This is a genomic window from Rhizobium sp. Root149 (assembly GCF_001427345.1).
Taxonomy (GTDB): Bacteria; Pseudomonadota; Alphaproteobacteria; order Rhizobiales; family Rhizobiaceae; genus Neorhizobium; species Neorhizobium rhizoryzae.
In genome coordinates, this window is record NZ_LMGD01000012.1 from 911128 (window position 1) to 936497 (window position 25370).

General features: G+C 56.9%; 23 protein-coding genes and 3 tRNA genes. 16 read left to right on the forward strand and 10 right to left on the reverse strand.

The genetic code is table 11. From position 1 onward, the window contains the following. Positions 1–22 precede the first annotated feature (22 nt). From ASD54_RS11300 to ASD54_RS11310, 3 genes are all read right to left on the reverse strand, one after another. Positions 23–2923, reverse strand: coding sequence for an SPOR domain-containing protein (locus tag ASD54_RS11300; RefSeq protein WP_062554646.1), 2901 nt, complete (start codon positions 2921–2923; stop codon positions 23–25). A 67-nt stretch (positions 2924–2990) separates the two neighbouring features. Beyond that, positions 2991–4748, reverse strand: a complete 1758-nt coding sequence (argS, locus tag ASD54_RS11305) for an arginine--tRNA ligase (RefSeq protein WP_062554647.1) — start codon at positions 4746–4748, stop codon at positions 2991–2993. Between the two features lie 61 nt (positions 4749–4809). Beyond that, on the reverse strand, positions 4810–6027 hold the full coding sequence (locus tag ASD54_RS11310) for a deoxyguanosinetriphosphate triphosphohydrolase (RefSeq protein ID WP_062554648.1): 1218 nt from the start codon (positions 6025–6027) through the stop codon (positions 4810–4812). A 143-nt stretch (positions 6028–6170) separates the two neighbouring features. On the opposite strand from ASD54_RS11310, the gene erpA reads away from it, so the two are divergent. After that, the gene (erpA, locus tag ASD54_RS11315; protein ID WP_062554649.1) at positions 6171–6503 is read left to right on the forward strand and encodes an iron-sulfur cluster insertion protein ErpA; all 333 of its coding nucleotides are present in this window, start codon (positions 6171–6173) and stop codon (positions 6501–6503) included. Positions 6504–6575: 72 nt separating this feature from the next. Further along, positions 6576–7364 carry an exodeoxyribonuclease III gene (gene xth / locus ASD54_RS11320; protein WP_062554650.1) on the forward strand — a complete coding sequence of 263 codons (789 nt, stop codon included), beginning with the start codon at positions 6576–6578 and terminating at the stop codon, positions 7362–7364. Between the two features lie 29 nt (positions 7365–7393). Here the strand turns inward: xth and exoR are convergent, their stop codons facing one another. From exoR to ASD54_RS11345, 5 genes are all read right to left on the reverse strand, one after another. Beyond that, complete coding sequence (exoR, locus tag ASD54_RS11325; RefSeq protein ID WP_244484741.1) at positions 7394–8161, reverse strand: exopolysaccharide production regulator ExoR; 768 nt, start codon at positions 8159–8161, stop codon at positions 7394–7396. Positions 8162–8800: 639 nt separating this feature from the next. Further along, complete coding sequence (locus ASD54_RS11330) at positions 8801–10033, reverse strand: OmpP1/FadL family transporter (protein WP_062554652.1); 1233 nt, start codon at positions 10031–10033, stop codon at positions 8801–8803. Between the two features lie 354 nt (positions 10034–10387). After that, the gene (locus ASD54_RS11335; RefSeq protein ID WP_062554653.1) at positions 10388–13303 is read right to left on the reverse strand and encodes a valine--tRNA ligase; all 2916 of its coding nucleotides are present in this window, start codon (positions 13301–13303) and stop codon (positions 10388–10390) included. Positions 13304–13412: 109 nt separating this feature from the next. Continuing rightward, positions 13413–14219 (reverse strand): DUF2497 domain-containing protein, encoded by an 807-nt coding sequence (locus ASD54_RS11340; RefSeq protein ID WP_082547172.1) that lies wholly within the window; start codon positions 14217–14219, stop codon positions 13413–13415. Between the two features lie 275 nt (positions 14220–14494). After that, positions 14495–15148 carry a protein-L-isoaspartate O-methyltransferase gene (locus ASD54_RS11345; protein ID WP_062554655.1) on the reverse strand — a complete coding sequence of 218 codons (654 nt, stop codon included), beginning with the start codon at positions 15146–15148 and terminating at the stop codon, positions 14495–14497. Between the two features lie 175 nt (positions 15149–15323). Between ASD54_RS11345 and ASD54_RS11350 the strand changes: the two genes are divergently transcribed. From ASD54_RS11350 to ASD54_RS11370, 5 genes are all read left to right on the forward strand, one after another. Then, positions 15324–15518 (forward strand): hypothetical protein, encoded by a 195-nt coding sequence (locus tag ASD54_RS11350; RefSeq protein WP_062554656.1) that lies wholly within the window; start codon positions 15324–15326, stop codon positions 15516–15518. Between the two features lie 130 nt (positions 15519–15648). Beyond that, positions 15649–16125: a BA14K family protein gene (locus ASD54_RS26120; protein ID WP_082547185.1), complete on the forward strand. Its 477-nt coding sequence runs from the start codon at positions 15649–15651 to the stop codon at positions 16123–16125. 144 nt (positions 16126–16269) lie between these two features. After that, positions 16270–16343, forward strand: a tRNA-Cys gene (locus ASD54_RS11360). Between the two features lie 99 nt (positions 16344–16442). Then, positions 16443–16682 (forward strand): DUF982 domain-containing protein, encoded by a 240-nt coding sequence (locus ASD54_RS11365; RefSeq protein WP_062554658.1) that lies wholly within the window; start codon positions 16443–16445, stop codon positions 16680–16682. A gap of 321 nt (positions 16683–17003) precedes the next feature. Beyond that, the gene (locus tag ASD54_RS11370; RefSeq protein ID WP_062554659.1) at positions 17004–17645 is read left to right on the forward strand and encodes an exopolysaccharide biosynthesis protein; all 642 of its coding nucleotides are present in this window, start codon (positions 17004–17006) and stop codon (positions 17643–17645) included. 26 nt (positions 17646–17671) lie between these two features. On the opposite strand, the gene ASD54_RS27270 is transcribed toward ASD54_RS11370, so the two are convergent. Beyond that, on the reverse strand, positions 17672–17962 hold the full coding sequence (locus ASD54_RS27270) for a hypothetical protein (protein ID WP_082547186.1): 291 nt from the start codon (positions 17960–17962) through the stop codon (positions 17672–17674). A 230-nt stretch (positions 17963–18192) separates the two neighbouring features. Between ASD54_RS27270 and ASD54_RS11375 the strand changes: the two genes are divergently transcribed. From ASD54_RS11375 to sseA, 7 genes are all read left to right on the forward strand, one after another. After that, positions 18193–18267: transfer RNA gene (locus ASD54_RS11375), tRNA-Asn, on the forward strand. Positions 18268–18466: 199 nt separating this feature from the next. After that, positions 18467–18541: transfer RNA gene (locus ASD54_RS11380), tRNA-Asn, on the forward strand. A 468-nt stretch (positions 18542–19009) separates the two neighbouring features. After that, on the forward strand, positions 19010–19216 hold the full coding sequence (locus ASD54_RS11385; RefSeq protein ID WP_062554660.1) for a hypothetical protein: 207 nt from the start codon (positions 19010–19012) through the stop codon (positions 19214–19216). Between the two features lie 84 nt (positions 19217–19300). Next, positions 19301–19609, forward strand: coding sequence for a hypothetical protein (locus tag ASD54_RS11390; protein WP_062554661.1), 309 nt, complete (start codon positions 19301–19303; stop codon positions 19607–19609). A gap of 185 nt (positions 19610–19794) precedes the next feature. Continuing rightward, entirely contained in the window at positions 19795–20832 is a 1038-nt protein-coding gene (locus ASD54_RS11395; protein WP_062554662.1) for a cysteine synthase A, read from the forward strand. Between the two features lie 13 nt (positions 20833–20845). Next, entirely contained in the window at positions 20846–21583 is a 738-nt protein-coding gene (locus ASD54_RS11400) for an alanyl-tRNA editing protein (RefSeq protein ID WP_062554663.1), read from the forward strand. Positions 21584–21614: 31 nt separating this feature from the next. Continuing rightward, complete coding sequence (gene sseA, locus ASD54_RS11405; protein ID WP_062554664.1) at positions 21615–23036, forward strand: 3-mercaptopyruvate sulfurtransferase; 1422 nt, start codon at positions 21615–21617, stop codon at positions 23034–23036. Positions 23037–23157: 121 nt separating this feature from the next. Here sseA and ald read toward each other — a convergent pair whose 3' ends face one another. Beyond that, entirely contained in the window at positions 23158–24276 is a 1119-nt protein-coding gene (gene ald / locus ASD54_RS11410) for an alanine dehydrogenase (protein ID WP_062554665.1), read from the reverse strand. A gap of 150 nt (positions 24277–24426) precedes the next feature. Between ald and ASD54_RS11415 the strand changes: the two genes are divergently transcribed. Then, complete coding sequence (locus tag ASD54_RS11415; protein ID WP_062554666.1) at positions 24427–24888, forward strand: Lrp/AsnC family transcriptional regulator; 462 nt, start codon at positions 24427–24429, stop codon at positions 24886–24888. 102 nt (positions 24889–24990) lie between these two features. Then, positions 24991–25320 (forward strand): PilZ domain-containing protein, encoded by a 330-nt coding sequence (locus ASD54_RS11420; RefSeq protein WP_062554667.1) that lies wholly within the window; start codon positions 24991–24993, stop codon positions 25318–25320. Positions 25321–25370 lie beyond the last annotated feature (50 nt).

The following is a 25370-nucleotide window of genomic DNA, read 5'->3' on the forward strand; positions in this document are numbered from 1 at the left end:
AATCTTTGAAAGATGAGGGTAATCAGCGTGCAATCAGGCAGCTACCACCGGCAGCACGAAGCTTTTCGCACAGAGCGGCAGCTTCGTCCTTGGAGCTGCCTGCCGGGATCCGAACACGATAGAAGGTGCCCTTTCCGGCGATCTCAGCCTTGGCGATATCAACGCCGCGACCTGCAATAATATTGCCGAACTTGGCCGAAAGGTTCTTGTAGGACTTCTGGGCGTCCGCTTCAGACGGAAGCGAAGCGACCTGAAGGTAGTACCCACCCGCGCCGCCTGTCTGGGCAGCAGCTGGCGGAATAGCGGCAGCAGCCGTGGCTGCAGGAGAAGCAGCGGCACGGATTGCACCCTGATCGGTGACAGCTGCGACAACCTTGACCGGCTGCTCCGCAGGACGCGCGCCCGGGATAGGTGCCTGCGTCTTGTTGGTCTGGGTCGACGCGGTCGTCGTGGGAACCGCAACTGCAGGCGTCGTAGCGGCAGCCGACACCGGCGCAGCGACCGGCTGGCTTGCAGACGTCGCCGCCGTCTTGGTCGGCTCAGCCAATGCCGGCGCCGCTGGAACTTTCTCGGTCTTGACGGCCGTCACCGGAACCTGTCCCGCTTTTGCAGGCACTTCCTTGATCTGCTCGACCAAGGTGCCGTCCGGACGAACAACCATCGTCTTGACCTTGCGCGGCATCACCGCCAGCTGATCCTGACCGGCTGTGGCAGCAGCTACCTGCTGCGGCAGCAGACGGGCATCTTCTGTTTCACCAACCGGCGTCGAAGCGGACTCCATGCCCTCGCCCTCGGCTTCCATTGGCAAGGTTTCCAAAGTCTTCTGAACGACATCTACCGGCTGCTCGTCGGAAGAAATCAGCGAAGGCTGCTTCGGCGCATCCAGCGTACCCGTTGCGACGCGGTCATAGACAGCCTTGTCCTGGTTCGGAACGATCTTTCCACCCGGATTTTCAGGCGCAACCTTGACCGGTTGCGTATCGGCAGCAATGACCACCGGCCCGCCATCACCTGTCAGTTTCGAGCCTTGGCTTGCGTAAAACGCGTAACCGGACAAACCAAGTATCGCAACAAAGCCTGCCGCTGACGCCGGCAGCATCCAGTTCAGCCGCTTGCGAGGAGCAAGATAGATGGCGTCATCGTCCATTTCCTCTTCCCGCGCAGCCCGCGCCGGGAAAGGTGTCTGGAGGCTGCGACGGAAATCTTCCTCCAAAGCACGCTCAAAGTCGTCGAGACCATCGGAAGGACGTGCCGTGGATTTCGGGTCAGGAGTAGCTGCAACTGAAATGCTGGAGCTGGCGTTGCGCGCACGCTGCGCCGCTACGGAGACCGGCTGCGGTCCAGCATTTGCCTGCGTCAGGAATGAAGCGAGCTCCGCATCAAGATCAATGTCGAATTCCGAATGCTGAACGGGCTGCTGTTCCGGTTCATGGACCGGAAGCTCGGGTACATTGAGATCCGGAACCGTCTCCGGCATTTCATCCGTGTCGGCCAGCAGCGCGGGATCGAAAGCCTCTCCATCACCAGTCGCTTCATCGATAACCGCCTGCGGAGCAGAACGGACGGGACCATTCGGCTGCACTGCATTAATCGAGACCGGCTGGCTCTGAACCGGTGCACCTACACCCATGGCAGCCGCAGAACGTGAGTTTGCCAGGAAAGCTGGAACCGCAGCAACGCTGGACGGCACTGGACGGAATTCCTGACGCGGTTCGAATGCAGCGGCAAACGGCACTTGCGGCTCAGGTTTCGGCGCTGAATTCTGAGTTGCGCCGACCGCTTCCGCACGCGGTTGAACCGCAGGGGCAGGCTGGACCGGCCGAGCTGGAGTTGCGGCAGTATCCGGCTCATCCATCAGATCCGAAAGATCGAATTCGATCTCATCGAGGGCCAGTTCGAAGTCATCATCCAGATCAGAACCGAGCGCAGGCTCTTTCTGCTGATTGCCCACACGACCTTGGTCGGAAAAGCGTTCATCGAGGACCGCAAAGTCCGGGAGCGGCGCTATAGAGCTTACGGGAGGCAGGTCGGCGGAAAGACGTGCCTGGGCCGCACGATCCTCGTTGCGGAAAGCCTCAACCTGCGGCAGTTCCGCGACGGCTGCCTGACGTGGGACCTGCGGCGGCGCCATCGCGAAGGCAGCAACACGAGCCAGCTCTTCTTCCCACACCGAACTGTCGACCGGTGTTGAAGCAGAAGCGGAAATCGATCCTTCCGCTAGATCGGGCAAAGCACTTGCCGGTGCAGGCTCGTGACGCGGCACAGAGGCCGGATTGAAGTTTGCCAAAGGCATCCGGAAGCCGGGCTCATAAGCCCGTGCCGGGGGCCGCGTCGCTTTGATCGGACGCGTCTCGACCGGCGTCAATGATGTCTCAAGCTCGGAAATCAGATCGTTATCTAGACCTGCAACATCCATAGGCGCAGCAACAGCAGGAGCCATATCTGCAACCGGTCGCGGCACAGTCTCTGGCTCGAACGCACGCAAGGACGAAGCCTCGGAACGCCTTGGCGCCATTCCGAATTGATCGACCACATGAGCTCGCGACATAGGATCGCGACGATCGAGCGTATCGAATTCCTCGTCGTTGAACGGGTCAGCCACCGGCACGCTCACACGCGCAGAAACCGCGCCCGCGGAAGGCGTCATGGGTGGCTCGGAACGAGCGACAGGCGCCTCGGCCGGGCGCGACAGAACCGGCTCCGCAGAAACCGACGGACGCGTATCCTGATAATCCTCGAGCTCGCGAAGCAATTCATCTTCGAGATTGAACGCCGGCTCTCGCCGCGGCGGTTGCTCCGCCACAGGTCGCAAGGGGGACCGCTCATCATAGCCCGCAATGCGCGCCAATTCCGCAAGCGGATCATCATCCGCAAATACGTCAGGCGCGCCGCTACGGCCATAAGCCACGTTATTGTTTGCCATACCCTTGTCCACTTACCTACGCTAACCAATGCTCATGCCAGCGCAATATGGGTAAATGGTGGCGTGACTATCGCATTTCGTCCGGTGCAGCAGTGCCAGTTATGGCAAGCCCGGACTTCAATACGGACGCGACAGCGCGCACCAACCCAAGTCTGGCGATACTGGATTCTCGGTCGTTATCCTTAACAAACCGTAAGTCGGGGTTATCTTTGCCCTTATTCCAGTGCGCATGGAAGGAACTTGCCAGATCATAGAGGTAAAAAGCAAGCCGGTGGGGCTCCTGAGCCAGCGCTGCAGCCTCAATTATGCGCGGAAACTCCGCCAATTTGGCAATCAGCTGCATTTCGGCCGGGTCAGACACCCCTGAAACAGCGGCTGCGAGGTCAAGTGATTCGGTGTCGAGGTCCGGAAAAGCTTCCCTGGCCTGGCGGAAAACCGACATGCAGCGAGCATGCGCGTACTGGACGTAGAAGACCGGATTGTCCTTGGACTGCTCAGTCACCTTGGCGAAATCGAAATCCAGCGGCTCGGAGTTCTTCCGGTACAACATCATGAAGCGAACAGGGTCACGGCCGACTTCATCCACCACCTCACGTAGCGTTACGAAGTCTCCCGAACGTTTGGACATCTTTACCGGCTCGCCGTCGCGGAAGAGCTTCACGAGCTGGCACAGCAGAACCGTCAGCTTCGCCGAGCCGCCGGACACAGCACGGGCCAGCGCTTCGAGACGCTTCACATAGCCACCGTGATCGGCACCGAGCACGTAGATCATCTCGTTGTAGCCACGGTCGAACTTGTCTTTGAAATAGGCCACGTCCGCCGCGAAATAGGTATAGCTTCCGTCAGACTTGATCAGCGGACGGTCGATATCATCGCCGACATCCGTCGAACGGAACAGCGTCTGCTCGCGATCTTCCCAGTCTTCCGGCAACTGGCCCTTCGGCGGCGGAAGCGTGCCACGATAGACATGCCCTTTGAATGTCAGATCATTGATCGCCTGACGGATACGGGCCGCGCCATCGGCATGGAGACCGCGTTCCGAATAGAAGATGTCATGATGGACGTTGAGAGCATCCAGATCCTCCCGGATCATCGCCATCATCGCGTCGATGGCACGATCCTTGACGATCGGCATCCACTCGTCCTGCGGCATGTTGTGCAGCTTCGTGCCAAATTCCTTGGCGAGCGCCTGGCCGACCGGCACAAGATAGTCTCCGGGATAGAGGCCAGAAGGGATTTCACCGACCGTTTCACCCAATGCTTCGCGGTAACGAAGGAAGACCGACCTTGCCAGCACATCAATCTGGGAGCCGGCATCGTTGATGTAGTATTCCTTGGTAACCTCGTAGCCTGCAAATGCCATGAGGTTGGCCAGCGCATCACCGACGACAGCGCCGCGGCAATGGCCCACATGCATCGGTCCGGTAGGATTTGCCGAAACGAATTCGACGTTGACCTTGCGCCCTGCCCCGACCGCCGAACGCCCGTAGCCTTCGCCATCACGGATGATGCTGGCGAGCAGTCGCTGCCAGTAGGCGGAGGACAAGCGAATATTGATGAAGCCGGGACCGGCCACCGTTACGTCTACGATATCAGCATCCTGCTTCAGGCGCTCTGCAATGACATCTGCCAGCGCGCGAGGATTGGTACCCAGCGGCTTTGCGAGCACCATGGCAGCATTCGTCGCAACATCGCCATGGCTTGGATCGCGCGGCGGCTCGACAGTCAGACGATTGAAATCGACACTTTCGCGCTTTTCACGAATGAGATCGATGGATTCAAGTGCCTCTTTGATCCGAACTTCAAAATCGGCGAACAGGTTCATGGTGCTGCATCCCAGCAAAAAGGGCGGAAAGGCCGCCAATCAATTGGTTTCGGTGGGGTGCCTAACGCAAATCAGGGGTGCGGTCAAACAGGCGCATATGGGCCTTCACAGCATAAGTGTCGGTCATCCCCGCCAGATAGTCGCCCACATGGCGTGCGCGCGCTGCTTCGCTGAGCCCGGCTATATGACTGACCCAATAGTGGCTCTGCATCTCTGATGGGTCTTGCATGTAGGCTCCGAAGAGATCTGTGACGATCTGCGCCGCCCCGGCCCGGATCCGCATGATTTCGGGATGCCGGTATATGCGCGAGAACAACAGCTTCTTGATGGATTTGTCCGTTTCCGCCATTTCATCCGAGAAGGTCGCAATGGCATGATCCGCGGCACGGATGTCGAGTACGCTTTGCGGTTTCAGATCCTCAAGGCGCCGCTGCGCAACACCGATCACGTCTTCGACCATGTGCGTGATCTGTCGGCGCATGATTTCGTTTGCGAAGCGGGCAGGCTCCAGGCTCGGATACTTCGCCCTGACCTCGCGCATCATCGCCGCAAGGAAGGGCACATCCTCCAGCATGTCGAAAGTCAGATAGCCGGATCGCAGTCCGTCATCGATATCATGCGTGTTGTAGGCAATGTCGTCGGCAATCGCCGCAACCTGCGCCTCGAGACTGGCGAAACTTGCGAGTTCGAGATCATTGATCTCGCAATAGTCGAGAATGGGCTGCGGAACGGGACCGCGTGTACCTGCTCCTGAACGATCCATCAGGGGACCGTTGTGTTTCACCAGGCCTTCGAGGCTTTCCCACGTCAGGTTTATGCCGTCGAATTCAGCGTAGCGCCTTTCAAGCTTGGTAACGATGCGAAGCGATTGCGCATTGTGATCAAAACCGCCGTAGGGCAGCAGAACCTCGTGCAGCGCGTCCTCGCCAGTGTGTCCAAAGGGCGTATGACCGAAATCGTGAACCAACGCCACGCCCTCAGCCAGATCCTCGTCGATCTTCAAGGCCCTGGCGAGTGCGCGCGCGATCTGCGCTACTTCGATCGTATGGGTCAGCCGCGTTCTGTAGTGATCGCCGTCCACCCCGATAAAGACCTGCGTCTTGTGCTTCAGGCGGCGAAAGGCAGTGGTATGGACGATACGGTCACGGTCCCGCTGGAATTCCGACCGCGTCAGACTGGAATTCTCCGGTACGAGACGCCCCCGGCTCTGCCACGGATCGGAAGCGAAAATAGCCCGTTCGCCGCTGCCAAAACCAAGAATGCGTGTATCGACTGACATGATCCATCCGTTTTGCGCATAACATACAGACGCGAAGCACCATTGACGCGCCCTTCAACCCTTCATACCTATACAGCGAAGCAACGCAAAGCGATTGCAGCAATCTCCGGGCCTTGAACCCGGCCAGAAGGCAAGAATAGACCATGACAGATGCCCCAGTAACCGTTTCCCAATCCGCTGCCCGGCGCATTGCCGAGATCGTATCTGCCGATGCCGGCAAGAAAGCATTGCGTGTCTCCGTAGAAGGAGGCGGCTGTTCCGGCTTCTCCTATAAATTTGACGTCGTGGACGCCCAGGGAGAAGACGATCTCGTGATTTCGAAAGACGGCGCCACAGTGCTGATCGACAGTCTTTCGCTGGTCTACATGACGGGATCGGAAATCGACTTTGTCGATAACCTGCTGGGTCAATCGTTCCAGATCAAAAATCCTAATGCCGTGGCGAGTTGCGGCTGTGGAACGAGCTTCTCGATCTGAGATTGATCGTCGATTTCTACTTTCATTGATTGCTCCTTGGGTTAAAACAGCAGGGCAATCGGGAAAGCCATAATGAAGATCGCCACCTGGAACATAAACGGGATCAAAGCCCGCATCGAAAACCTGCGCCAGTGGCTGAGTGATTTCTCACCCGACATCGTTTGCCTGCAGGAGATAAAGTCGGTCGATGAAGGGTTCCCGAGAGCAGACATCGAATCGCTCGGCTATCACGTCGAAACTCATGGACAAAAGGGCTTCAACGGCGTCGCCATTCTATCAAAGCTGAAGCCGGAAGATGTGATTCGCGGCCTGCCGGGCGACGATAGCGACGAACAGTCTCGCTACATCGAAGCTGTGTTTTCTGTACCGTCCGGCGTTGTGCGGGTTGCATCCATCTATCTTCCCAATGGCAACCCGGCTGATGATCCGGTCAAGTACCCTTATAAGCTGGCCTGGATGGAGCGGTTGCGGCTACATGCAGCGAACCGACTGCTTCTGGAAGAGCCGCTGGTTCTCGCCGGCGACTACAACGTGATTCCAGAGCCTCACGATTGCTACGACCCCGCCGCCTGGGCAACGGATGCGCTGTTCCTGCCTGCAACCCGCGCTTCGTTTCGCCGGCTGGAGAATCTGGGGCTTCTCGACGCTGTCAGAGCAACGACAGACCAGACCAAACTTTATACGTTCTGGGATTATCAGGCCGGTGCCTGGCAGAAGAATAACGGCATCCGCATCGATCATCTGCTTCTCTCACCGGAAGCGGCCGACCGACTGGTCAGTACCTCAATCGAGAAACAGGTCAGGGCTTGGGAAAAGCCTTCAGATCACGTGCCGGTCGTCGGGACGTTCAACTTCGCCTGATACAGAACAGGCTGTTGGGCGGCGAAAATTCAGTCGCCGCCGTCTTCCACGTCGAACTGCTGGGCCAGCACGATGGCGCTGCGGCGGTCCTGTTCGGTTGTCAGAGAAAACGCATCTTCCTGCAATCGCTGCATCCAGGAACATTCGTTCTTGGCGCAACGATCCAGTGCGGCGGTCATGTAAGCGAGACCGCGCACCGACTGACCTTCCTGGAACAGAAGGTTGCCGAATACAGACATGGCGCCGGCATGCCCGCCTTTACGCGCCTGATTCAGCCACTTCTTTGCCTGCAGAACGTTGCGAGCGCCGCCCTCACCCGTCAGCATCATCTGGGCGAGCTGAAACTGCGCCTCTGCCACGCCAAAGGTCGAAGCAACCTGGAAATAAAGCTGACGCGCCTGAGACAGATCTGTGCGGATCGGAGACCCCGGAATACCGTGGCGATAGTAGTCCGCCAGAGCCAGCAGGGCGTTGACAAAAAAGCCGGTATCTTCCGAGCCGGGCTCGATGCCCTGGCTGGCGATCTCGTTGTAGATCTTGAAGGCCTCATAATCGTTCTTCGCAACGCCGTCGCCGAAGGCATACATGTTGGCGAGCGCCCATCGTGATCCGGTATGCCCCTTTTCCGCAGCATAGCGATAGGCTTCGACAGCATCCTTTTTCTGGCCGTTCTTGTAGGCCTTGAAGCCGAACTTGAAAAGGTCAAACGGACCTGACTCTTTGGTCACACCGGAACTGATATCGAAAGCGGCAGCAGTGCGGGCAGGCGCGAACGCCATAACCAGCCCGAGCGTCATCAGCCCAAAAGAAGCTTTGGAGAACATCAGCATCTTTACGCTTCCTTAACCATGCCGATGATTGAAGCTGACATGGCAAAGATCGACGAACATGTTTCTCGATGACGAAGAGAATCGCGGCTGCTCACCATTGTCATGCACCTACTCCGAACACTTGCTCCGGTGCACTCATCAAAGACACTTGGACCGGATCAGCTCGCCTGCCTTGCAAACGGGCAACGATCGAAAGCATAAGATGCGTTTTCGGCAAGACTGCGGCTTCCGCCGAACTCCGAATTCCATTCCCTCCTGAAGTCGAGCACAACGCCCGCTTCGCTGGAAAACTTGGATTTTCCTTCGAGAAATCGCCCATGTTACTCCGATACGCGCCCCGCCCCCGCAGGTCCGCTTTCTTTCTGCCTATCTCGCTGCGCCTCGTTTGTGGCGGGAAATGGACAGAAGTTGATGCTCAAGAATGTACAATCGAACGTCGTAAAAATCTGTTGCTGAATCGTCACAAAATCGGACAGTCGAAACATCGTTACCGAGACGTTTTCAGGATCTTGTACCGTTAACGTTAGGAATAAACCGAGGAGCCAATAAAAAACGCCCCGGCTTGCGAAAGCCGAGGCGTCATCATGAAGCTCACATCACATCAGATCAGAACTTGACCTTGACCGATGTCGAGATGGCGGCAACCAGGTCATTGCCGAAAGTGTAGGCTGCATCGGTGCCATAACGGACACCGTTGATGGTTGTCGGGCCGGACGAACCGGACGTCAGAACTCCAAGAAGACCGGCGAGGCGGAGTTCGACATTCTGCGTCGGCGCGTAGGAAACGGCGGCACCAACAGACCAGGTGTCCGTCTGCGTGCCGAAGCCCTGGCTCGTGCCGCGGTCCCATGTCAGGCTGACCGCACCGCTCCACTGATCATTGAACTTGTGGCCAACACCACCGCTGATGGTCCAGCCGTCACGATAGCCAAGCTCAAGCGATGTGATCTGCGTTGCGCCGTTGCAAACCGGCACGCCGACGACGCAGAACGGGATTGTCTGCAACTGGCTCCAGTCAGTCCATTTCACGGAACCGAAGGCGAGCCAATCCGGGGCAATACCGGACTGCACCTTGAGCTCAAGGCTGTCTGGCATCTTCTGGGCGCCATAGACGTTCAGGATACGGCCATTGACCTGCGACAGGTTCAAGGTGCCGGAAATGTCGTTGAGATTGACTTCGCTGTTGTAAACGAGGCTTGCCCGGAATGCGTATTCGGGAATCTCGTAGGCAACACCAGCGCGCCAGCCCCACGCGCTATCTTTCAGCTCAAGACGACCGATACCGTTGCCGACCACGCCGGGGAAACCGGCAGGCGCAACGAGTCTTTCCTTGAAGCCGCTGACTTCCTGATAGAACGTGCCGCCGATGACACGCAACTGACCCGGACCAGCATCGAACCGGTACGAGCAGGTAACTGCGTAATTATCGCTTTCGACCTTTGTTTCGATGTTCTCGTTGGCACCGCGCCAGTTGCGACCTGGCTTCGTATGTGCGCCCCAAGGCTGCGAATAATCGAACATGCAGTCTGCTGCATCGCCGATTGCAGCCTTGATGCCAACGCGCGGGATCCAATAGTTCTCCGAGTCGTCAGCAGTGGTTGTGCCACCGTTCAAACCATTCGAACCGAGACCATCTGTGCGATCGACGTCCTGAACGTTCTTCAGCTTGCGCTGAGGAGCAACATAAGTTGCGGACGACTCGATTGCTACGGATGAACGATCGTATAGCAGGTCGATATTATAGCCGCCGCGCTCGAGGCCGCCCGCCAAAGCGCTCGTGTTAAGAGCACCGACCGCCGCCGCAGCCAGAAGGCCCTTTGTAAGATGAGTTCTTACCATAATTCTCCCACTCCCAGGTAAGTGACCATCACACAGCCTAATTGTCGCAGATTAAAACACAACTTCGACACATTCCGGCCATTGTGAAGAAAGCGCAGAAAAATTTACGTAAGCTCACAATGGGCAGTCAAAAACGCCTACTCAGTCGCATTATTTTTCTAATGAATGAATGTATTTCCGTATCTCTGTAGTCTAATGTTCTCACGATGAGCTGAATGTTGCCCGCGAGCAACATTACGTGAATTCGCGCAAACGGCGCAAAAACAGATCGAATTTCAGGCAGTTTGGTCGAAATGATAACAAAAGGCCCCGGCGCGAAACGCCGAGGCCTTAGTTTAGCAATATTGAAAAGAATCAGCCTGCTTCGGCAATCCGCTGAAGTGCTGTCTTCAGGCTTGCCTGCTGCAACTGCATTTCGCTCAACCGTTCGCGCTCGGCCGCCACAACTTCCGGATCGGCATTGGCGACAAACTTCTCATTGGCGAGTTTCTTTTCAGCGCGATCAATATCGGCCTGCACCTTCCCAAGCGCCTTCTCGATCCGTGTTTTCTCGGCTCCAAGATCAATCAGGCTTCCAAGCGGAAGACACGCCGTTGCCTCGCCGATCACGACCTGCGCCGCTCCACGCGGTGCCGTATCGGAAAGCTCAATGGTTTCGACACGGGCCAGGCGCTCGATTGCTGCCTGATGCCTCTGCAAGCGGCCCTGCGTCAAGGCAGAGGCACCAACCACGATCAGGGGAGCCTTGGCCGATGGTGGCACGTTCATCTCAGAACGAGCCGAGCGGATACCCGTGACAAGATCGACCAGCCAGTTGATTTCCGAAGCTGCCGCGTCGTCGGCGAAATTTGGAGCAGGCCAGTCAGCGTGACACAACAGACCGTCACGCTCGCTGGTGTGAGCCCAAAGTTCTTCCGTCATGAATGGCATGAACGGATGCAGAAGCTTGTAAGTTTCTTCCAGCACATAGGCCACGCAAGCCTGGGCTTCGAGCTTGGCTGCCTCATCCGTTCCAGAGAAAATTGGCTTCAGCAGTTCGAGATACCAGTCGCAAACCTGATTCCAGACAAATCGGTAAAGACTGCCTGCAGCATCGTTGAAGCGCTGTGTCTCGACTGCAGTCGTTACATCCGCGATCGTGGAGGAAAGCTCCGTCAGGATCCAACGATTGACCGTCAGCGTCGCGGCTTCCGGAAGGAATTTCGGATCGCGCTTGACGCCGTTCATTTCCGCGAAACGGGTTGCGTTCCACAGCTTGGTGCCGAAGTTGCGATATCCTGCTATGCGAGCCGGGTCCAACTTCACGTCGCGCCCCTGCGCCGCCATGATCGCCAGCGTGAAACGCAGCGCATCGGCTCCGTATTCATCAATCAGTTCAAGCGGATCGATGACGTTGCCCTTCGACTTCGACATCTTCTGTCCGTTCTTGTCACGCACAAGCGCGTGCACATAGACGGTGTGGAACGGCTCGACGGGATTGCCATCCTCATCCTTCATGAAGTGCAGGCCCATCATCATCATGCGGGCGACCCAGAAGAAGATGATGTCAAAGCCGGTGACGAGCACGCTGGTGGGATAATAGCGCGCAAGCTCAGGAGTCTGGTCTGGCCAGCCGAGCGTCGAGAACGGCCAGAGCGCCGACGAGAACCACGTATCGAGAACGTCTTCGTCACGCGTCAGGATCGCGCCAGGTTCGAAGTTTTCGAGCTTTTCCTGAACCCAGGCCTTCCACGGTCCTTCATGCGCCAGATAGTGCTGGACGGCTGCGTCCAGAGCTTCCTCTTCCGTCTTCTCGACGAAGACCTGCCCATCCGGTCCATACCAGGCCGGGATCTGATGACCCCACCAGAGCTGGCGCGAAATGCACCAGGGCTGAATGTTCTCCATCCACTCGTAATAGGTCTTGTCCCAATTCTTCGGAACGAAGTTCGTGCGTCCTTCGCGAACCGAAGCGATGGCGGGCTCGGCAAGGGTCTTGGCATCCACGAACCACTGGTCCGTCAGCATAGGCTCGATAACGACGTTCGAGCGGTCGCCGAATGGCTGCATGATCTTCTTGTTCTCGACATAGGGCACATCGTTGCCCTCTGCGTCCTTGGTCGTGACGGCAAGACCGTCCGCATTGATGGCAGCAACGATCCGCTTGCGCGCCTCGTAGCGATCCAGCCCACGATATTCTTCCGGAACAAGATTGATGTCGTCGACCTCCGCCTCGCTCGGAAGCTGGCCAGAACGCGTGATCGCCAGCGCCTGCTCCGCGCAACGAGCATAGGGCTCGCCGTCCTGCCGCATCTGCGCCTGCGTATCCATCAGACGATACAGCGGAATGTTGTTGCGGCGAGCGACTTGGTAGTCGTTGAAGTCGTGCGCCCCGGTGATCTTGACCGCGCCCGACCCGAAGGCCGGATCCGGATATTCGTCCGCGATGATCGGAATAAGGCGACGATGCTCTTTGGGACCAACAGGAATTTCGCAGAGTTTTCCGATGATTGGCGCGTAACGCTCATCTGACGGATTAACGGCCACCGCACCATCGCCAAGCATGGTTTCCGGGCGCGTTGTCGCGATCGCGATGTAATTGCGCTCTTCCTGGAAGGTTACATTGCCGTCGGCATCCTTTTCCACATAGGTGTAGGTTTCCCCACCGGCCAGTGGATATTTGAAATGCCACATATGGCCATCGACTTCGCGGTTCTCGACTTCGATGTCCGATATCGCGGTTTCGAATTGCGGGTCCCAGTTGACCAAGCGCTTGCCACGATAGATTAGCCCCTGCTTGTAGAGAGTCACAAAGACCTCGAGCACAGCCTTCGACAAGCCCTCGTCCATCGTGAACCGCTCGCGTGACCAATCACAGGACGCACCAAGCCGCTTCAACTGGTTGAAGATCAATCCGCCCGATTCAGCCTTCCATTCCCAGACCTTGTCGATGAAGGCCTCGCGACCAAGAGCCCGACGACCCGGTTGCTGCGCTTCCGCAAGCTTACGCTCCACTACCATCTGGGTCGCGATACCCGCATGGTCCATCCCCGGCTGCCAAAGCACGTCTTTTCCGCGCATCCGCTCGAAACGGACCATGATATCCTGAAGCGTGTTGTTCAGGGCATGGCCCATATGCAGGGAACCCGTCACGTTCGGCGGAGGAATGACAATCGTGAAGGTTTCCGCATTCGGCTTTGCATTCGCACCGGCGCGAAACGCATCGGCATCATCCCATGCGGCTGCGATCTTCGGTTCAACAGAGGCGGAATCATAAGTTTTTTCGAGCATTTTGGGACCAAAACCTGGAGTTCTCGTTGCTGGCTGTAAATAGGACTGCCAGATGCGAGTCAATAAAAAAGCCGCCTCAAGGGCGGCTATTGAGGGTGACAGGATCCGTTCACCGCCTCGGGCCGCGCGCTACGCGCTCGATTTCCTCGCGCACAAGCCGCTCGACCAGGGTCGGCAAATTATCGTCCAACCACTCACGCAGCATGGGACGCAGCATGTCCTTCGCCATGTCTTCAACGGTCTCGCGCTCGATACCATTCACGACCTGAGCAAGATCGTTGAAAGACCGCGCAATCTGCGCACCCGCCTCTTCAGACAACAGCGAGGTGGCCTGTTCGATGCGAGCCGGCAATGTCTGCTCGCGATTTTCGTGCGATTGAGCATTCGCAGCGTCGCGGTATACCTGATCCCGTTGAGCAGAAGGCTGCTCGATCGGCTGCACCTGGACGGGGCGCGCCCGCTCTGCATTCACATAGGGGGGATGCTGCACGGGTTGTGGAACTGGACGGTGCATTTCGGGTTGAGGGGCTGCTGAATGAACTGCCGCTCCAGCCTCGGCGGGTCGTGCTGCCCCGGCACGAACCCTGGCTGCGACATCTGCCAGAGATAGTGACTTTTCGCTAACATGCGGCGGATCTGCCGCAACTTCTCTCATTTCCATAACCGCTCTCGAATGCTCGGCGTGAACAGGTTCCGCATAGGACATGCCCGGGTCATTCGCAGGGACCTGGGACATGTAGCCATCGTCATAGTCCGACTCGACATCGAACTCTTCGCTATCTTCTAAATAAGAAGAAGCTTGCGCGCCCCTGACCGACTGGCTTTCGCTGATCGGATCATTGCTTTCGATGATCCGGCGGATGGATGCCAGGATCTCTTCCATGGAGGGTTCACGCGCTACGTTTGGCTGAGCCATTTTTATCCCCGATCTGAAAGTCGAGCCCCGCATCACACATATGCTAGCAGGCAACGAATCATGGTTGATTCTACGCGAGGGGATGCTGCGTCACAATTACCGGAGACCGATTGGTCAACCGGATGCACAGGTTTCTCAAGGAAACACAGGAGCTTCAGTTCAGAATAAGCTAAAGACTCTCAACATCAGCGGGCAGAGGAGCTGCTGGTCAGCCGCCACACCCCGTAAGGGCATGACCGAAACAAAAAGGGCGACCCGAGGGCCGCCCATTCTGATCAGAACACAAATTCCTTGGACTTTCGAAAGCCCGGCAACGGCTTCACCGACGTGTTAAAGTGCGAAGCTTCGGAAATGACGCCATGCTCCTTGAGGAAAACCCTTGCAGTGGAGGCGTTCCCGTATCCGAGAACTGCAACAAGACGACCACCATCCCGCAGTTGGGAGAACAAGGCTTCAGGAACGTCTTCAACGGAGCCGTTGATAAAGATGAGATCATACGGCGCTTCGGCTGCGTAACCCTTTTCGAGCTCGCCTGTCACCACCGCAGCATTATCGCAACCCAACGCCGCGAGGTTTGCAGTGGCCGCAGCGCTCAATTCCGTATCGCTCTCGATCGCAACGACGGTGCCAGCGATATGCGAGAGGATTGCGGTCGCGTAGCCTGTCCCGCAGCCGATTTCCAGAACGACATCATCCTTGGTGACCTTTGCAAGCTGCAAGAGCTTGGCGAGTGGAGACGCCTCCATCAGGTAACGACCATTCGCGATCTGGATGTCGTTATCGATATAGGCCAGCGCCCTCGACTTTTCCGGCACGAAGGTTTCGCGCGGAACATTGTAAAATGCGCGCAACACGGAGTGCGACGTGACGTCGGTGGTCCGTATCTGGTTTTCCACCATCTTGGTCCGCGCTGCTTCAAAATCAATCATCGGGCTCGCCTCGTGAAAGCGTATATCTGGCCCCGTATTACTGGCGAGCAGCACAGCTTTCAAGACCGTTGGCGCCCCTCTCTCGCAATTCCACCGACTTACCAGCCGAATTCGGGGGAACAAAGCTTTTATCGACGGGTTATTTTCCCAACCGACAAAGACAGAGGAGGCCAGGATGCCCACGACATTGCCGACAGACAATCCCGTCGATTCTCCGAGAGGCCCTACCCCGGCGCCGGGCGTGCCTGATCGTGTTCAGGAAAAGCCGCCACTGACACCGGCCCAAGATCCGGCCGATACAAAAAATCCAAACGATCCGCCGCTCAACCCAGCTTTATTGCCGATCGGTGATCCGGCAGGAGCCGCCTAACAAAGTAAAAAACACCCTTCCCTTTCCTCGACCCGCAGAACATGCGGGTCTTCTTTTTTGGAAGCACAAAGCGGAACCGAAATACACCGGAAGCGTTACTTTGCAGGATCAGAATTTTGAGGTGATTAAGATGAAAAAACTGATGGTCATTGCAATCTCTCTTACGACTGCCTTCAGTGGAGTTCCTGCTTTCGCCGGACCGACAGGTGCGGTTTCCTTACCTGCAGTTCAGGCGGAGAACGCGGAAGGCATCGTAAAGGTCGGTTGCAACAATGGAACCAACTGCCCGCAAATCAATCCTCGCTGGGGTAACGGCCACCATTATCGCGGTGGTGACCGCTGGGAAGGGCGTCGCCATTATCGGAATTGGGATGATCGCCGTCACTATCGGGACGGCTACTACCGAGATCGCAGACACGGTAACGCAGGGGCGGTCATTGGTGGCTTGGCCGCTGGCGCACTGATTGGGGGCCTTATCGCCTCGCAGCCTGCCGCGCGGTCGTATGGAGGTTCGCACGTAGAATACTGCGCGTCCAAGTACCGCTCTTATCGCGCATCCGACAATACCTATCAGCCGCTCAATGGTCCCCGCCGCCAATGCCGGTGATTGATTGGCGGGTGCCTCGTTCATCATGCGGCGCTCGCCTAGCGTATGATGTGTGAAAAAAGCCAATGCAGAGGTCTACCCCTCTTGCGCTCCATCTAAATCCGTTCTAAACGCCCGTCACCACTTCAGAAAACACATCGGAATGGCCTCGTGGCGGAGTGGTGACGCAGAGGACTGCAAATCCTTGTACCCCGGTTCAATTCCGGGCGAGGCCTCCATTCCAAACTTCAGAGTATTCATAGTTGACGACCGCGGTTGCGTAGGCACCCCGTGGTGAATACTCATATCGAGACGAATTTCCCGAAGGCGATTAGACGATGGAATGGAACAAAGGCGTTACTCTTGCGCTTGATGGACCTGGGCAGTACCGCACAATCACCACTTTGCAGGAAGCCTCCTGGGCGCTGATCGAGGATTGGCCGCTCGAAGACGGTGAGGCTTTGGACAAGGCTCTGATAGTTTTCGAAGCGGCGATGAAGGGTAAAAAGACGGCGGAGGCCGCGCGTCTCGCTTTTATTGCCGCTGCGATCGAGGCCGGTATCGACATCAAGTCCTGAATTCGGCTCGCGGATGATCCCGGCGCGGTTTCCCGTGCACAATGCATGCAACTCTGATAGCATATCTGTGTTCGGCTTTTGGAGGAGCAAAGGCGGGACGACTGCATGCGTTGGAGGAGATCGTCATGCATTACCTGACATTCGTAACAGCCATAAATCCATATGTTCTGGCGGCCTTGGGAATGGTGCTGATATGCGGTGCCGTTGACTGGTGGCGCCATACACACTGAAGCGTGAAAGAAGGCGCGTCTGCGCCCACTTCGGGACTGGCGACAAGTTTGTTATGACAGGTTTTGCATCAGGACCTGCCCGGAGTGAACTTTGCGTACTGATTCTGCCTTCAACGACACGAACCAGCCTCTGACATTGACACTGGAGACCCTCATAAATGGCATTGAGGGCGAGACCGTAACGCTTCGTCAATTGATGCATGCTGTTGGCGAGCAAGGGCTTCTGCTCATCTGTGCCCTCGCCTCTCTCCCCTTTCTGATCCCGGTTTCCATTCCGGGTGTCAGTACCGTTTTCGGAGCCGCTATCATCCTGATCGGCATTGCTGTCTTCCTCAATCGCCTGCCTTGGCTTCCAGCGCGAATCCTGGACAAGCAACTGGAGACAGCGCGACTCGTACCGACACTGAGAAAAGGCGTTAGAATCGTTTCCAGACTGGATAACTACATCAAGCCTCGCTTCGCCTCGTTCACGGGATCCGCATTTGCAAACCGCATCAACGCGCTGGCGATTGCCGCCGGGGGTCTCCTGCTGATGTTTCCCTTGGGTCTCATTCCCTTTTCGAACACACTGCCCGGCATTGCGATCCTGCTGACGGCCCTTGGCATGATCCAGCGCGACGGCGCGGTTGTCCTGGGCGGCTACATCTTCCTTGCTTTCACGACACTCTATTTCGGCGCTTTGGGATTCTTTGCCCTTCGTGCCGGAAATGGCCTCGCCTCAATGCTCGGTTAATCAACGCGCCCGTGGGCCGGCTGGCGTTAGTTTCGACGTCGCCGGCTCCACCAGACCGCAAACCTACGTCTCCTGCGGCGCACAAAGGCCAGATCGTGCGACAGGACCACGAGACCAAGGGGCACCATCCAGAACCCCAGGATTGGCAGGAATCCCAGGCAGCCACCCGCAACAAGGCCGGCGCCAATTGAGACGCGGCCTGCACGCGACCGTGGCATTGGCATGTGGAAACGACCGAGATGAAGCCGGCCGGTTCTCGGGTCTATCCCAAATCTGCTTTCTGCGTTTTCTTGTTTCAAATCTTCACCAGTTGGCATTCGGTTCGCGTTCTCGTCTTTTTGGGGCCGCGCGTATCCGTGCTTTGCCGCCTTTGAACGTATTCGACCGAAGAAAGCTCCGAATCCCATGTCTGTTTTGCGTTATCATTGCTGGCCGCAGATGGTGACCCGGTGTGGATAAGACAAGCGAGATCCATTTTTTTTAAAAAAGCGCTTGGCAAATCGTGCAGTCATCGGTAATACCCCGCTCACGCCGCGACGAGCGGTGTTCCCTGGTAGCTCAGCGGTAGAGCACTCGACTGTTAATCGATAGGTCGCCGGTTCGAATCCGGCCCGGGGAGCCAGTTTCTCAGCCAAGCTGAATGCAAAATGCCCGCCCCTCAACGGCGGGCATTTTCATGTTTAAAGCCTTCCAGTGTCGATTTCATCCCTAAACCAAACGAATTGCCTGTGGCGTGGCAATATTTATGACGGCCACATGAAATCGTGCTTGGCAAAACCATCAACCTTCGTTATGACGCCGCTCACACCGCAACGCGGTATTCCCTGGTAGCTCAGCGGTAGAGCACTCGACTGTTAATCGATAGGTCGCCGGTTCGAATCCGGCCCGGGGAGCCAGTTTCTCAGCTATGCTGAACAAAATGCCCGCTCCTCAAAAGCGGGCATTTTCGTTTTCTCCAGAAGTTATTCTTACTGTCTAGTTGGCGCGGTTTGCGTCGGCGTCTGGCCTGCATTGTCAGAGGTTCCGGGTTGGGGCGCCGGGATTGTCGTCTGCGTCGTAGAGGCCGTTGTTGACGGGTCGGTTCCGGGGCCGCTGCTTGACTGAGACCAGATGATGCCCGCTATCAGAAGCAGGGCAACGAACCCTAGCCATAAGCCTGCTCGTCTGTTTCGACCTGTTGTTCGTGGCAGTTCTGGTCCTTGATCATTCGGGCTATAGGCCATGTCAGGTACTCCTTTCGATCATAATGATCTTCAAACATCCCAATTCGGGCAACGTTCCTCCAAGTCCCGCCTTCAGGATGATTCGTTGACATCAGCGTTCGCTTGAATTAGAACAAAAGAAGAACATTGATGGAGATGAGCATGAACAGTGCAGAACAGGCCGTCAAAAATGCGTTGGCTGCTGTTGCGACCGCCAGGGCGCTTCGCCAGCGCGATGCAGACGAGAGACGAAAGACCTTTCAGCGCATCCAGCTTGCGAGCCAAAAGCCGCTCTACATTCCCCGTGGTGTGCAGTTGAGACTGGATCTGACCGAGCAGGCATCTTCGCATTCGCAAAAACTTAGTTAATTTTTTTGGGAACGGGTTTGCTGGTCGAATGTTCTTTTGTCGGGCGACGGAAAAGCCTGAAACAAAAAAACGAGGAGGAAGCTCATGCTTTCGAAACTGCTTAGCGTATCCGTTATTTCCCTTGGTCTTGCCACTGGCGCGATTGCACAGACGGCGGTCACTCCCAATGACCAGACCATGATGAACACAGACAACAACACCCGTGCTGGAACCTACGGCTCCAACAGCGCCACAGGCACCGTGGTAGACCCCGGCATGACCTACAGCACCAATCGCGATAGCGGCACAAAGCCTGCAGGCGAACTGACCGTTCAGGACAGCCCATGCGCAGCGCCTTCTGCCACGCCAACCGAAGGTTCGAGCACGAGCCCGGTAAACCGCACTCAGTGCTAATAAGTTTTTCCCGAGATGACAAAGGGGTGGCCTTGGCCGCCCCTTTTTCGTTGTGAAAGAACGCGCACTATGAAACTTAGGTGTGAAATTTCACCAAACATGCAAATTGCGGGAATGTATTGCTTGCTGAAATTTGGTGGCAATGGAAAAAAGCACCTTATTCCAGCCCATTTTGGAGATCCGTAATGACCGTCCACCCTTCCGTGCTCAGTGTAATCGGCAACACGCCTTTGATCCGTCTCAAGGGCGCTTCAGACGCGACCGGTTGCGAGATCCTGGGGAAGGCGGAGTTCCTCAATCCCGGGCAGTCGGTCAAGGACAGGGCCGCGTTGTTCATCATTCGCGATGCCGAGAAGAAGGGCCTGCTTCGTCCAGGCGGCGTCATCGTGGAGGGAACTGCTGGCAACACCGGTATCGGTTTGACGGTTGTAGCGAAGGCTCTCGGATATCGGACAGTCATTGTCATCCCTGAGACGCAAAGCCAGGAAAAGAAAGACGCCTTGAAGCTTCTCGGGGCGGAGCTCGTTGAAGTGCCGGCTGTTCCCTATAAGAACCCGAACAACTACGTAAAGGTATCCGGGCGTTTGGCCGCTGAACTGGCCAAAACCGAGCCCAATGGCGCAATCTGGGCAAATCAGTTCGACAATGTCGCAAATCGCGAAGCGCATATCGCCACCACTGCGCAGGAGATCTGGCAGCAGACGGATGGAAAGGTCGACGGCTTCATCTGCGCGGTCGGTTCGGGCGGCACACTTGCCGGAACCGGAATTGGCCTGAAGGAGAAGAATGCCTCCATCAAGATTGGTCTCGCTGATCCGGATGGTGCGGCTCTCTACAAGTTCTACACGGAAGGCGAACTGAAATCAGAAGGCTCTTCCATCACGGAAGGCATTGGCCAAGGTCGCATCACCGCCAATCTCGAAGGGTTCCGGCCCGACTTCTCCTACCAGATCAGTGATGCTGAAGCCCTGCCCTATGTGTTCGATCTCGTGGAGCAGGAAGGCCTTTGCCTCGGCGGTTCGTCGGGCATCAATATCGCTGGAGCGGTGCGCCTTGCGAAAGAGCTTGGCCCGGGCCACACCATTGTGACCATTCTCTGCGATTACGGAAATCGCTATCAATCGAAGCTGTTCAATCCGGACTTTCTCCGGTCGAAAGGCTTGCCGATACCGCAGTGGCTGGTACAAAAACGCGAGATCAATGTTCCCTTCGAACAGGCATGAGTGAGACTGCAGCATGACAACCAAAGCCCTTTTCCGTGACGATTTCTATTTGGCCACGGCAGAGGGAACGGTGACAGCCATTCATCCGGATGGCGCGATCGAACTGGACCAGACCTGCTTCTATGCAACCTCCGGCGGCCAGCCGGGGGATACAGGCTTCCTTGAACGAGCGGATGGATCGCGAATCCAACTCGGCCAGACACGGCATGGTGAAACAAAAGATATCATCCTGCATGTCCCACTGGAGGAACAGCCGCGCCCGGAGGTTGGAGAAACCCTCGTTCTGCATGTTGATTGGGCGCGCCGCTACAAGCTCATGCGCATGCATACGGCCTGCCACCTCCTTTCCGTGGTATGTGAGTACCCGATTACGGGGGCAGCGGTTGGCGAAGAGGAATCCCGTGTCGATTTCGATATGAGTGAAACAATCGACAAGGACGAAATCACAGCCAGACTGATGACCCTGGTGACAGAGAATCACCCGGTATTCACGCGGTGGATTACGGACGATGAACTTCTGGCCAATCCCGGTATAGTGAAGTCCAAGAACGTTCGGCCGCCGGTCGGACTGGGACGGGTAAGCCTGATTTGCATCGGTAAAGACTCCAGCGTTGACAGCCAACCCTGCGGCGGCACACATGTCTCCGAGACCCAGGAGGTCGGAGCGATTCACATCGCCAAGATCGAGAAGAAGGGTAAGGAGAACAGACGCTTCCGCATTCGTTTCGGAGTTCCGGAGCAAAGCGCATAAGCATCTCCTTGCATGAATGAGGAGACTGAGCATGGGTGTCGAGAAAAGCCGTTTCGTGGTTTCGGGCGATTGGGTTGAGCAACAGCTGGGATCTCCCGGCTTCAAGACCATTGACGCGTCCTGGTATCTGCCGATGCACAAGCGCAATGGTGCCGAAGAATTCGTACAGGGTCATATCCCGGGCAGTGTTTTCTTTGATCAGGATGCTATTGCCGATCACTCGACCGGCCTGCCGCACTCCCTGCCCTCGCCTGAGTTTTTTGCAAAGGAAGTCGGCGACCTGGGTATTAGCGACACGGACGTGATCGTCGTCTATGATGGTCCGGGCTTCTTCTCGGCACCGCGCGTGTGGTGGATGCTGCGCGCTATGGGCGTGGAAAAAGTCTATGTTCTCGATGGCGGACTGGACGGCTGGAAGGTCGACGGGCGTCCTCTGGAGAGCGGGACGCCGGATCCGGCTCCAGCGACATTCACACCACGCTTCCGTGGACGCCGCGTCACGACTTTCGACGAAATGCGAGCTATCGTCGACAATGGATCTGCCCAGATCATCGATGCGCGCGGCGCAGGACGCTTCACGGGTGAGGAAGCAGAACCAAGAGCGGGGATGCGATCAGGCCACATGCCGGGTGCGCGCAGTCTTCCTGCTGCGAGCCTCTCCGATAAAGGCCATCTGAAGGACCTCGATACGCTCCGCGCCATGATGGAGGAGGCAGGCGTCGATCTTTCCAAGCCGGCTGTGACCAGTTGCGGGTCTGGCGTGACCGCCGCTGTAGTGACCCTGGCACTCGAATCACTCGGTCATACCAACAATTCGCTTTATGATGGTTCCTGGTCCGAATGGGGCGGTCGCGATGACACGCCTGTAGTCACCGGCCCCGCCGAGCCGCTGGAGAAGCCTGTCCACGGTCCGCTTCGGGCTCACGTGACGCGGTTGGAGATGACGGCCCCGCCGCGCCAAAGCCTGCCGATGCCGGTCAACCTGCAAACGGCCCTGATCCGTACCCAGGATATCCCGCTCCATTACTACCGCTATCTTTATCGGCAGATCGGCAAGCGATGGCACTGGTACAAGCGGTTGCGCATGAGCGACGCCGATCTGTCGGCAATCCTGCGTGACCCGAAGGTTTCGGTTACGGTTCTTTACGTCAATGGTGCACCGGCAGGCATGTACGAACTGAACCAACTCGACGGCGATGTCGTCGAATTGTCCTACTTCGGTCTGTTCGAACATGCGCTGGGCTTGGGGATCGGCAAATGGTTTCTGTTACAAGCGCTCTATTCGGCGTGGCAGACCAGCCCGTGGAAGGTGACTGTGACCACCAATACGCTCGATCACCCGCGCGCATTGCCTCTTTATCAGATGATGGGCTTTACGCCTGTTGCCACCAGTGACGCCTGGGTTGAACCGCTGTCGGATGCGGAATTGCTTGCATTCGGCAAACGCGACTGAACCCATCTCGTCCGCTTTGACCGGTGTGAAGTCAGAACATTGATGGTTTGAGACGGTATGAAATCAACAGCCGCCATGGCTTTCCCCCTGACCATGGCGGCTGAAACGTAGCTTGTTTATTTTATGCTACGTTAAGGAGGGTCTCAGCCGAGGCCACGTCATAACCAAGTGCGTCAGCCACCGGTTTGTTAGTCACGCGTCCTCGATGAACATTCAGCCCGTTTCGAAGGTGCCGATCTTCTGCAATCGCTCTCAGGCCGCGATCCGCCAGTGCGAGACCGTAGTGGAGAGTGGCATTGTTGAGCGCGTGTGCAGAAGTTACCGGAACAGCACCAGGCATATTGGCGACGCAGTAATGGATTATTCCGTCGACTTCGTAGGTGGGATCGGAATGGGTGGTCGCATGGGAGGTTTCGAAGCAGCCACCCTGGTCGATAGCCACATCCACGATAACCGCCCCCTTCTTCATGCCCGTCAGCATCTCACGGGTCACAAGTTTGGGTGCCGCTGCACCCGGAATAAGGACAGCGCCGATGACGAGGTCAGCTGCAAAAACCTCTTCTTCCAGAGCATCGATCGTCGAGTAACGGGTATGAATGCGTCCAGAGAACAGATCGTCAAGCTGACGCAAACGAGCCAGTGAACGGTCGAGAATTGTTACGTCGGCGCCGAGGCCAACAGCCATCCTCGCCGCATGCAGACCAACAACCCCGCCACCTATTACCGCGACCTTGCCCGGCAGAACACCCGGAACGCCGCCCAGCAGAACGCCCCGTCCACCGTTGGCTTTCTGTAGAGCGGTCGCACCGGCCTGAATTGCGAGGCGGCCTGCCACCTCGGACATCGGGGCGAGAAGCGGCAGTCCGCCACGATCATCTGTCACCGTTTCATAGGCAACGGCCGTCACACCCGAATTCACGAGGCCCTTCGTTTGTTCCGGATCCGGTGCAAGATGGAGATATGTATAAAGGATCTGCCCCTCGCGCAGTTGAGCCCACTCGCTAGGCTGCGGCTCCTTGACCTTCACCACCATATCCGATCTTTCGAATACTTCCTGCGCGGTTGCAGCGATCCGCGCACCAGCAGCGATGTATTGGCCATCATCCGCACCAATTCCGGATCCTGCCTGGGTCTCGATAATGACCTCGTGGCCATGGGCGATGTATTCGCGGACCGCGCCGGGCGTAAGGCCAACCCGGTACTCATGATTTTTGATTTCTTTCGGACAACCGACACGCATCTGATCTCGCTCCCATTCATCACAGCTCCCGACTGCGATGGTGGAATTTCAACAAAGAAACCACGCAATGTCCTTGCGAAGATGAGATCGAAATCCTACCGTTGTCGTAGGTTCGTGCGTGATTAAGCACATTTTTCGTGGATTCTTCACATGAGTGCGTTGGACGCAATAGATCTTGCCATCGTCAAGGCTCTTCAGGCCAACGGGCGCATGTCGAATGCAGAACTATCGCAGAAGGTTGGGCTGTCGGCGTCGGCCTGTTCCAGGCGTCTGGATCTGCTGGAAAAGAACGGCATCATTAGCGGCTACCATGCCCGCCTCTCCAACAAGGCGTTGGATTACAAGATGATGGCAATCGTGCACATATCACTGTCCGGCCAAGGCGCGAAAACCCTGAACGAGTTCGAAGCAGCGGTGAAACTCTGTCCGAATGTGCTCGTCTGTTATCTGATGTCCGGAGATTGCGACTACATTCTGCGGGTTGCGGCGAAGGATCTGGAAGACTACGAACGCATTCACCGCGATTGGCTTTCGGCGCTACCGCATGTGGTAAAGATCAATTCGAGTTTCGCCCTTCGCGAGGTCATCGACCGACCCAATGTCGGCCTCTAATGCATGTCCACGAGAAATACCTGATTGGTCGATCACCTCGCTAACAAAGAGGTAAGACTTGGTCTGACATTGTGCCGATATCGACCGCCACGAGACAGTTTCATGTTGCTTCATCAGGCTATCAAGACACGGCACACTGCGCGTCATCGCACTCGCATCATCGCCACGATACGCTATGGCGGGCATGATCGTTCGGGTCAGGTCATCAACCTCTCGGCATCCGGCCTCGCAATTCAGCTGGATCGACCGCTTTTCGCTTCCGCTGGGTCTCGCATACGCGTTACCTGTGATGCGCTTGGAATGCTGGAAGGCAGCGTGACCTGGTCAGAGGGTGTACGCATCGGCGTACAGTTCGACCGCTCATCCAATGCCTGGGCGAAAGTGGCATCCTACTTCCGCTTCTATCATACGCCGGCCCGGCCCAAGCGCTGACTTCAAACCATGCGAGACACAGCATCCCTGCAAGATGGCTGATGCTTAAA

Coding starts and splice junctions, on each gene's coding strand:
- ASD54_RS11300 (WP_062554646.1), bottom strand. CDS start 2,923: ATGGCAAACAATAACGTGGCTTATGGCCGTAGCGGCGCGCCTGACGTA.
- argS (WP_062554647.1), bottom strand. CDS start 4,748: ATGAACCTGTTCGCCGATTTTGAAGTTCGGATCAAAGAGGCACTTGAA.
- ASD54_RS11310 (WP_062554648.1), bottom strand. CDS start 6,027: ATGTCAGTCGATACACGCATTCTTGGTTTTGGCAGCGGCGAACGGGCT.
- erpA (WP_062554649.1), top strand. CDS start 6,171: ATGACAGATGCCCCAGTAACCGTTTCCCAATCCGCTGCCCGGCGCATT.
- xth (WP_062554650.1), top strand. CDS start 6,576: ATGAAGATCGCCACCTGGAACATAAACGGGATCAAAGCCCGCATCGAA.
- exoR (WP_244484741.1), bottom strand. CDS start 8,161: ATGACGCTCGGGCTGGTTATGGCGTTCGCGCCTGCCCGCACTGCTGCC.
- ASD54_RS11330 (WP_062554652.1), bottom strand. CDS start 10,033: ATGGTAAGAACTCATCTTACAAAGGGCCTTCTGGCTGCGGCGGCGGTC.
- ASD54_RS11335 (WP_062554653.1), bottom strand. CDS start 13,303: ATGCTCGAAAAAACTTATGATTCCGCCTCTGTTGAACCGAAGATCGCA.
- ASD54_RS11340 (WP_082547172.1), bottom strand. CDS start 14,219: ATGGCTCAGCCAAACGTAGCGCGTGAACCCTCCATGGAAGAGATCCTG.
- ASD54_RS11345 (WP_062554655.1), bottom strand. CDS start 15,148: ATGATTGATTTTGAAGCAGCGCGGACCAAGATGGTGGAAAACCAGATA.
- ASD54_RS11350 (WP_062554656.1), top strand. CDS start 15,324: ATGCCCACGACATTGCCGACAGACAATCCCGTCGATTCTCCGAGAGGC.
- ASD54_RS26120 (WP_082547185.1), top strand. CDS start 15,649: ATGAAAAAACTGATGGTCATTGCAATCTCTCTTACGACTGCCTTCAGT.
- ASD54_RS11365 (WP_062554658.1), top strand. CDS start 16,443: ATGGAATGGAACAAAGGCGTTACTCTTGCGCTTGATGGACCTGGGCAG.
- ASD54_RS27270 (WP_082547186.1), bottom strand. CDS start 17,962: ATGCCAACTGGTGAAGATTTGAAACAAGAAAACGCAGAAAGCAGATTT.
- ASD54_RS11385 (WP_062554660.1), top strand. CDS start 19,010: ATGAACAGTGCAGAACAGGCCGTCAAAAATGCGTTGGCTGCTGTTGCG.
- ASD54_RS11390 (WP_062554661.1), top strand. CDS start 19,301: ATGCTTTCGAAACTGCTTAGCGTATCCGTTATTTCCCTTGGTCTTGCC.
- ASD54_RS11395 (WP_062554662.1), top strand. CDS start 19,795: ATGACCGTCCACCCTTCCGTGCTCAGTGTAATCGGCAACACGCCTTTG.
- ASD54_RS11400 (WP_062554663.1), top strand. CDS start 20,846: ATGACAACCAAAGCCCTTTTCCGTGACGATTTCTATTTGGCCACGGCA.
- sseA (WP_062554664.1), top strand. CDS start 21,615: ATGGGTGTCGAGAAAAGCCGTTTCGTGGTTTCGGGCGATTGGGTTGAG.
- ald (WP_062554665.1), bottom strand. CDS start 24,276: ATGCGTGTCGGTTGTCCGAAAGAAATCAAAAATCATGAGTACCGGGTT.
- ASD54_RS11415 (WP_062554666.1), top strand. CDS start 24,427: ATGAGTGCGTTGGACGCAATAGATCTTGCCATCGTCAAGGCTCTTCAG.
- ASD54_RS11420 (WP_062554667.1), top strand. CDS start 24,991: ATGTTGCTTCATCAGGCTATCAAGACACGGCACACTGCGCGTCATCGC.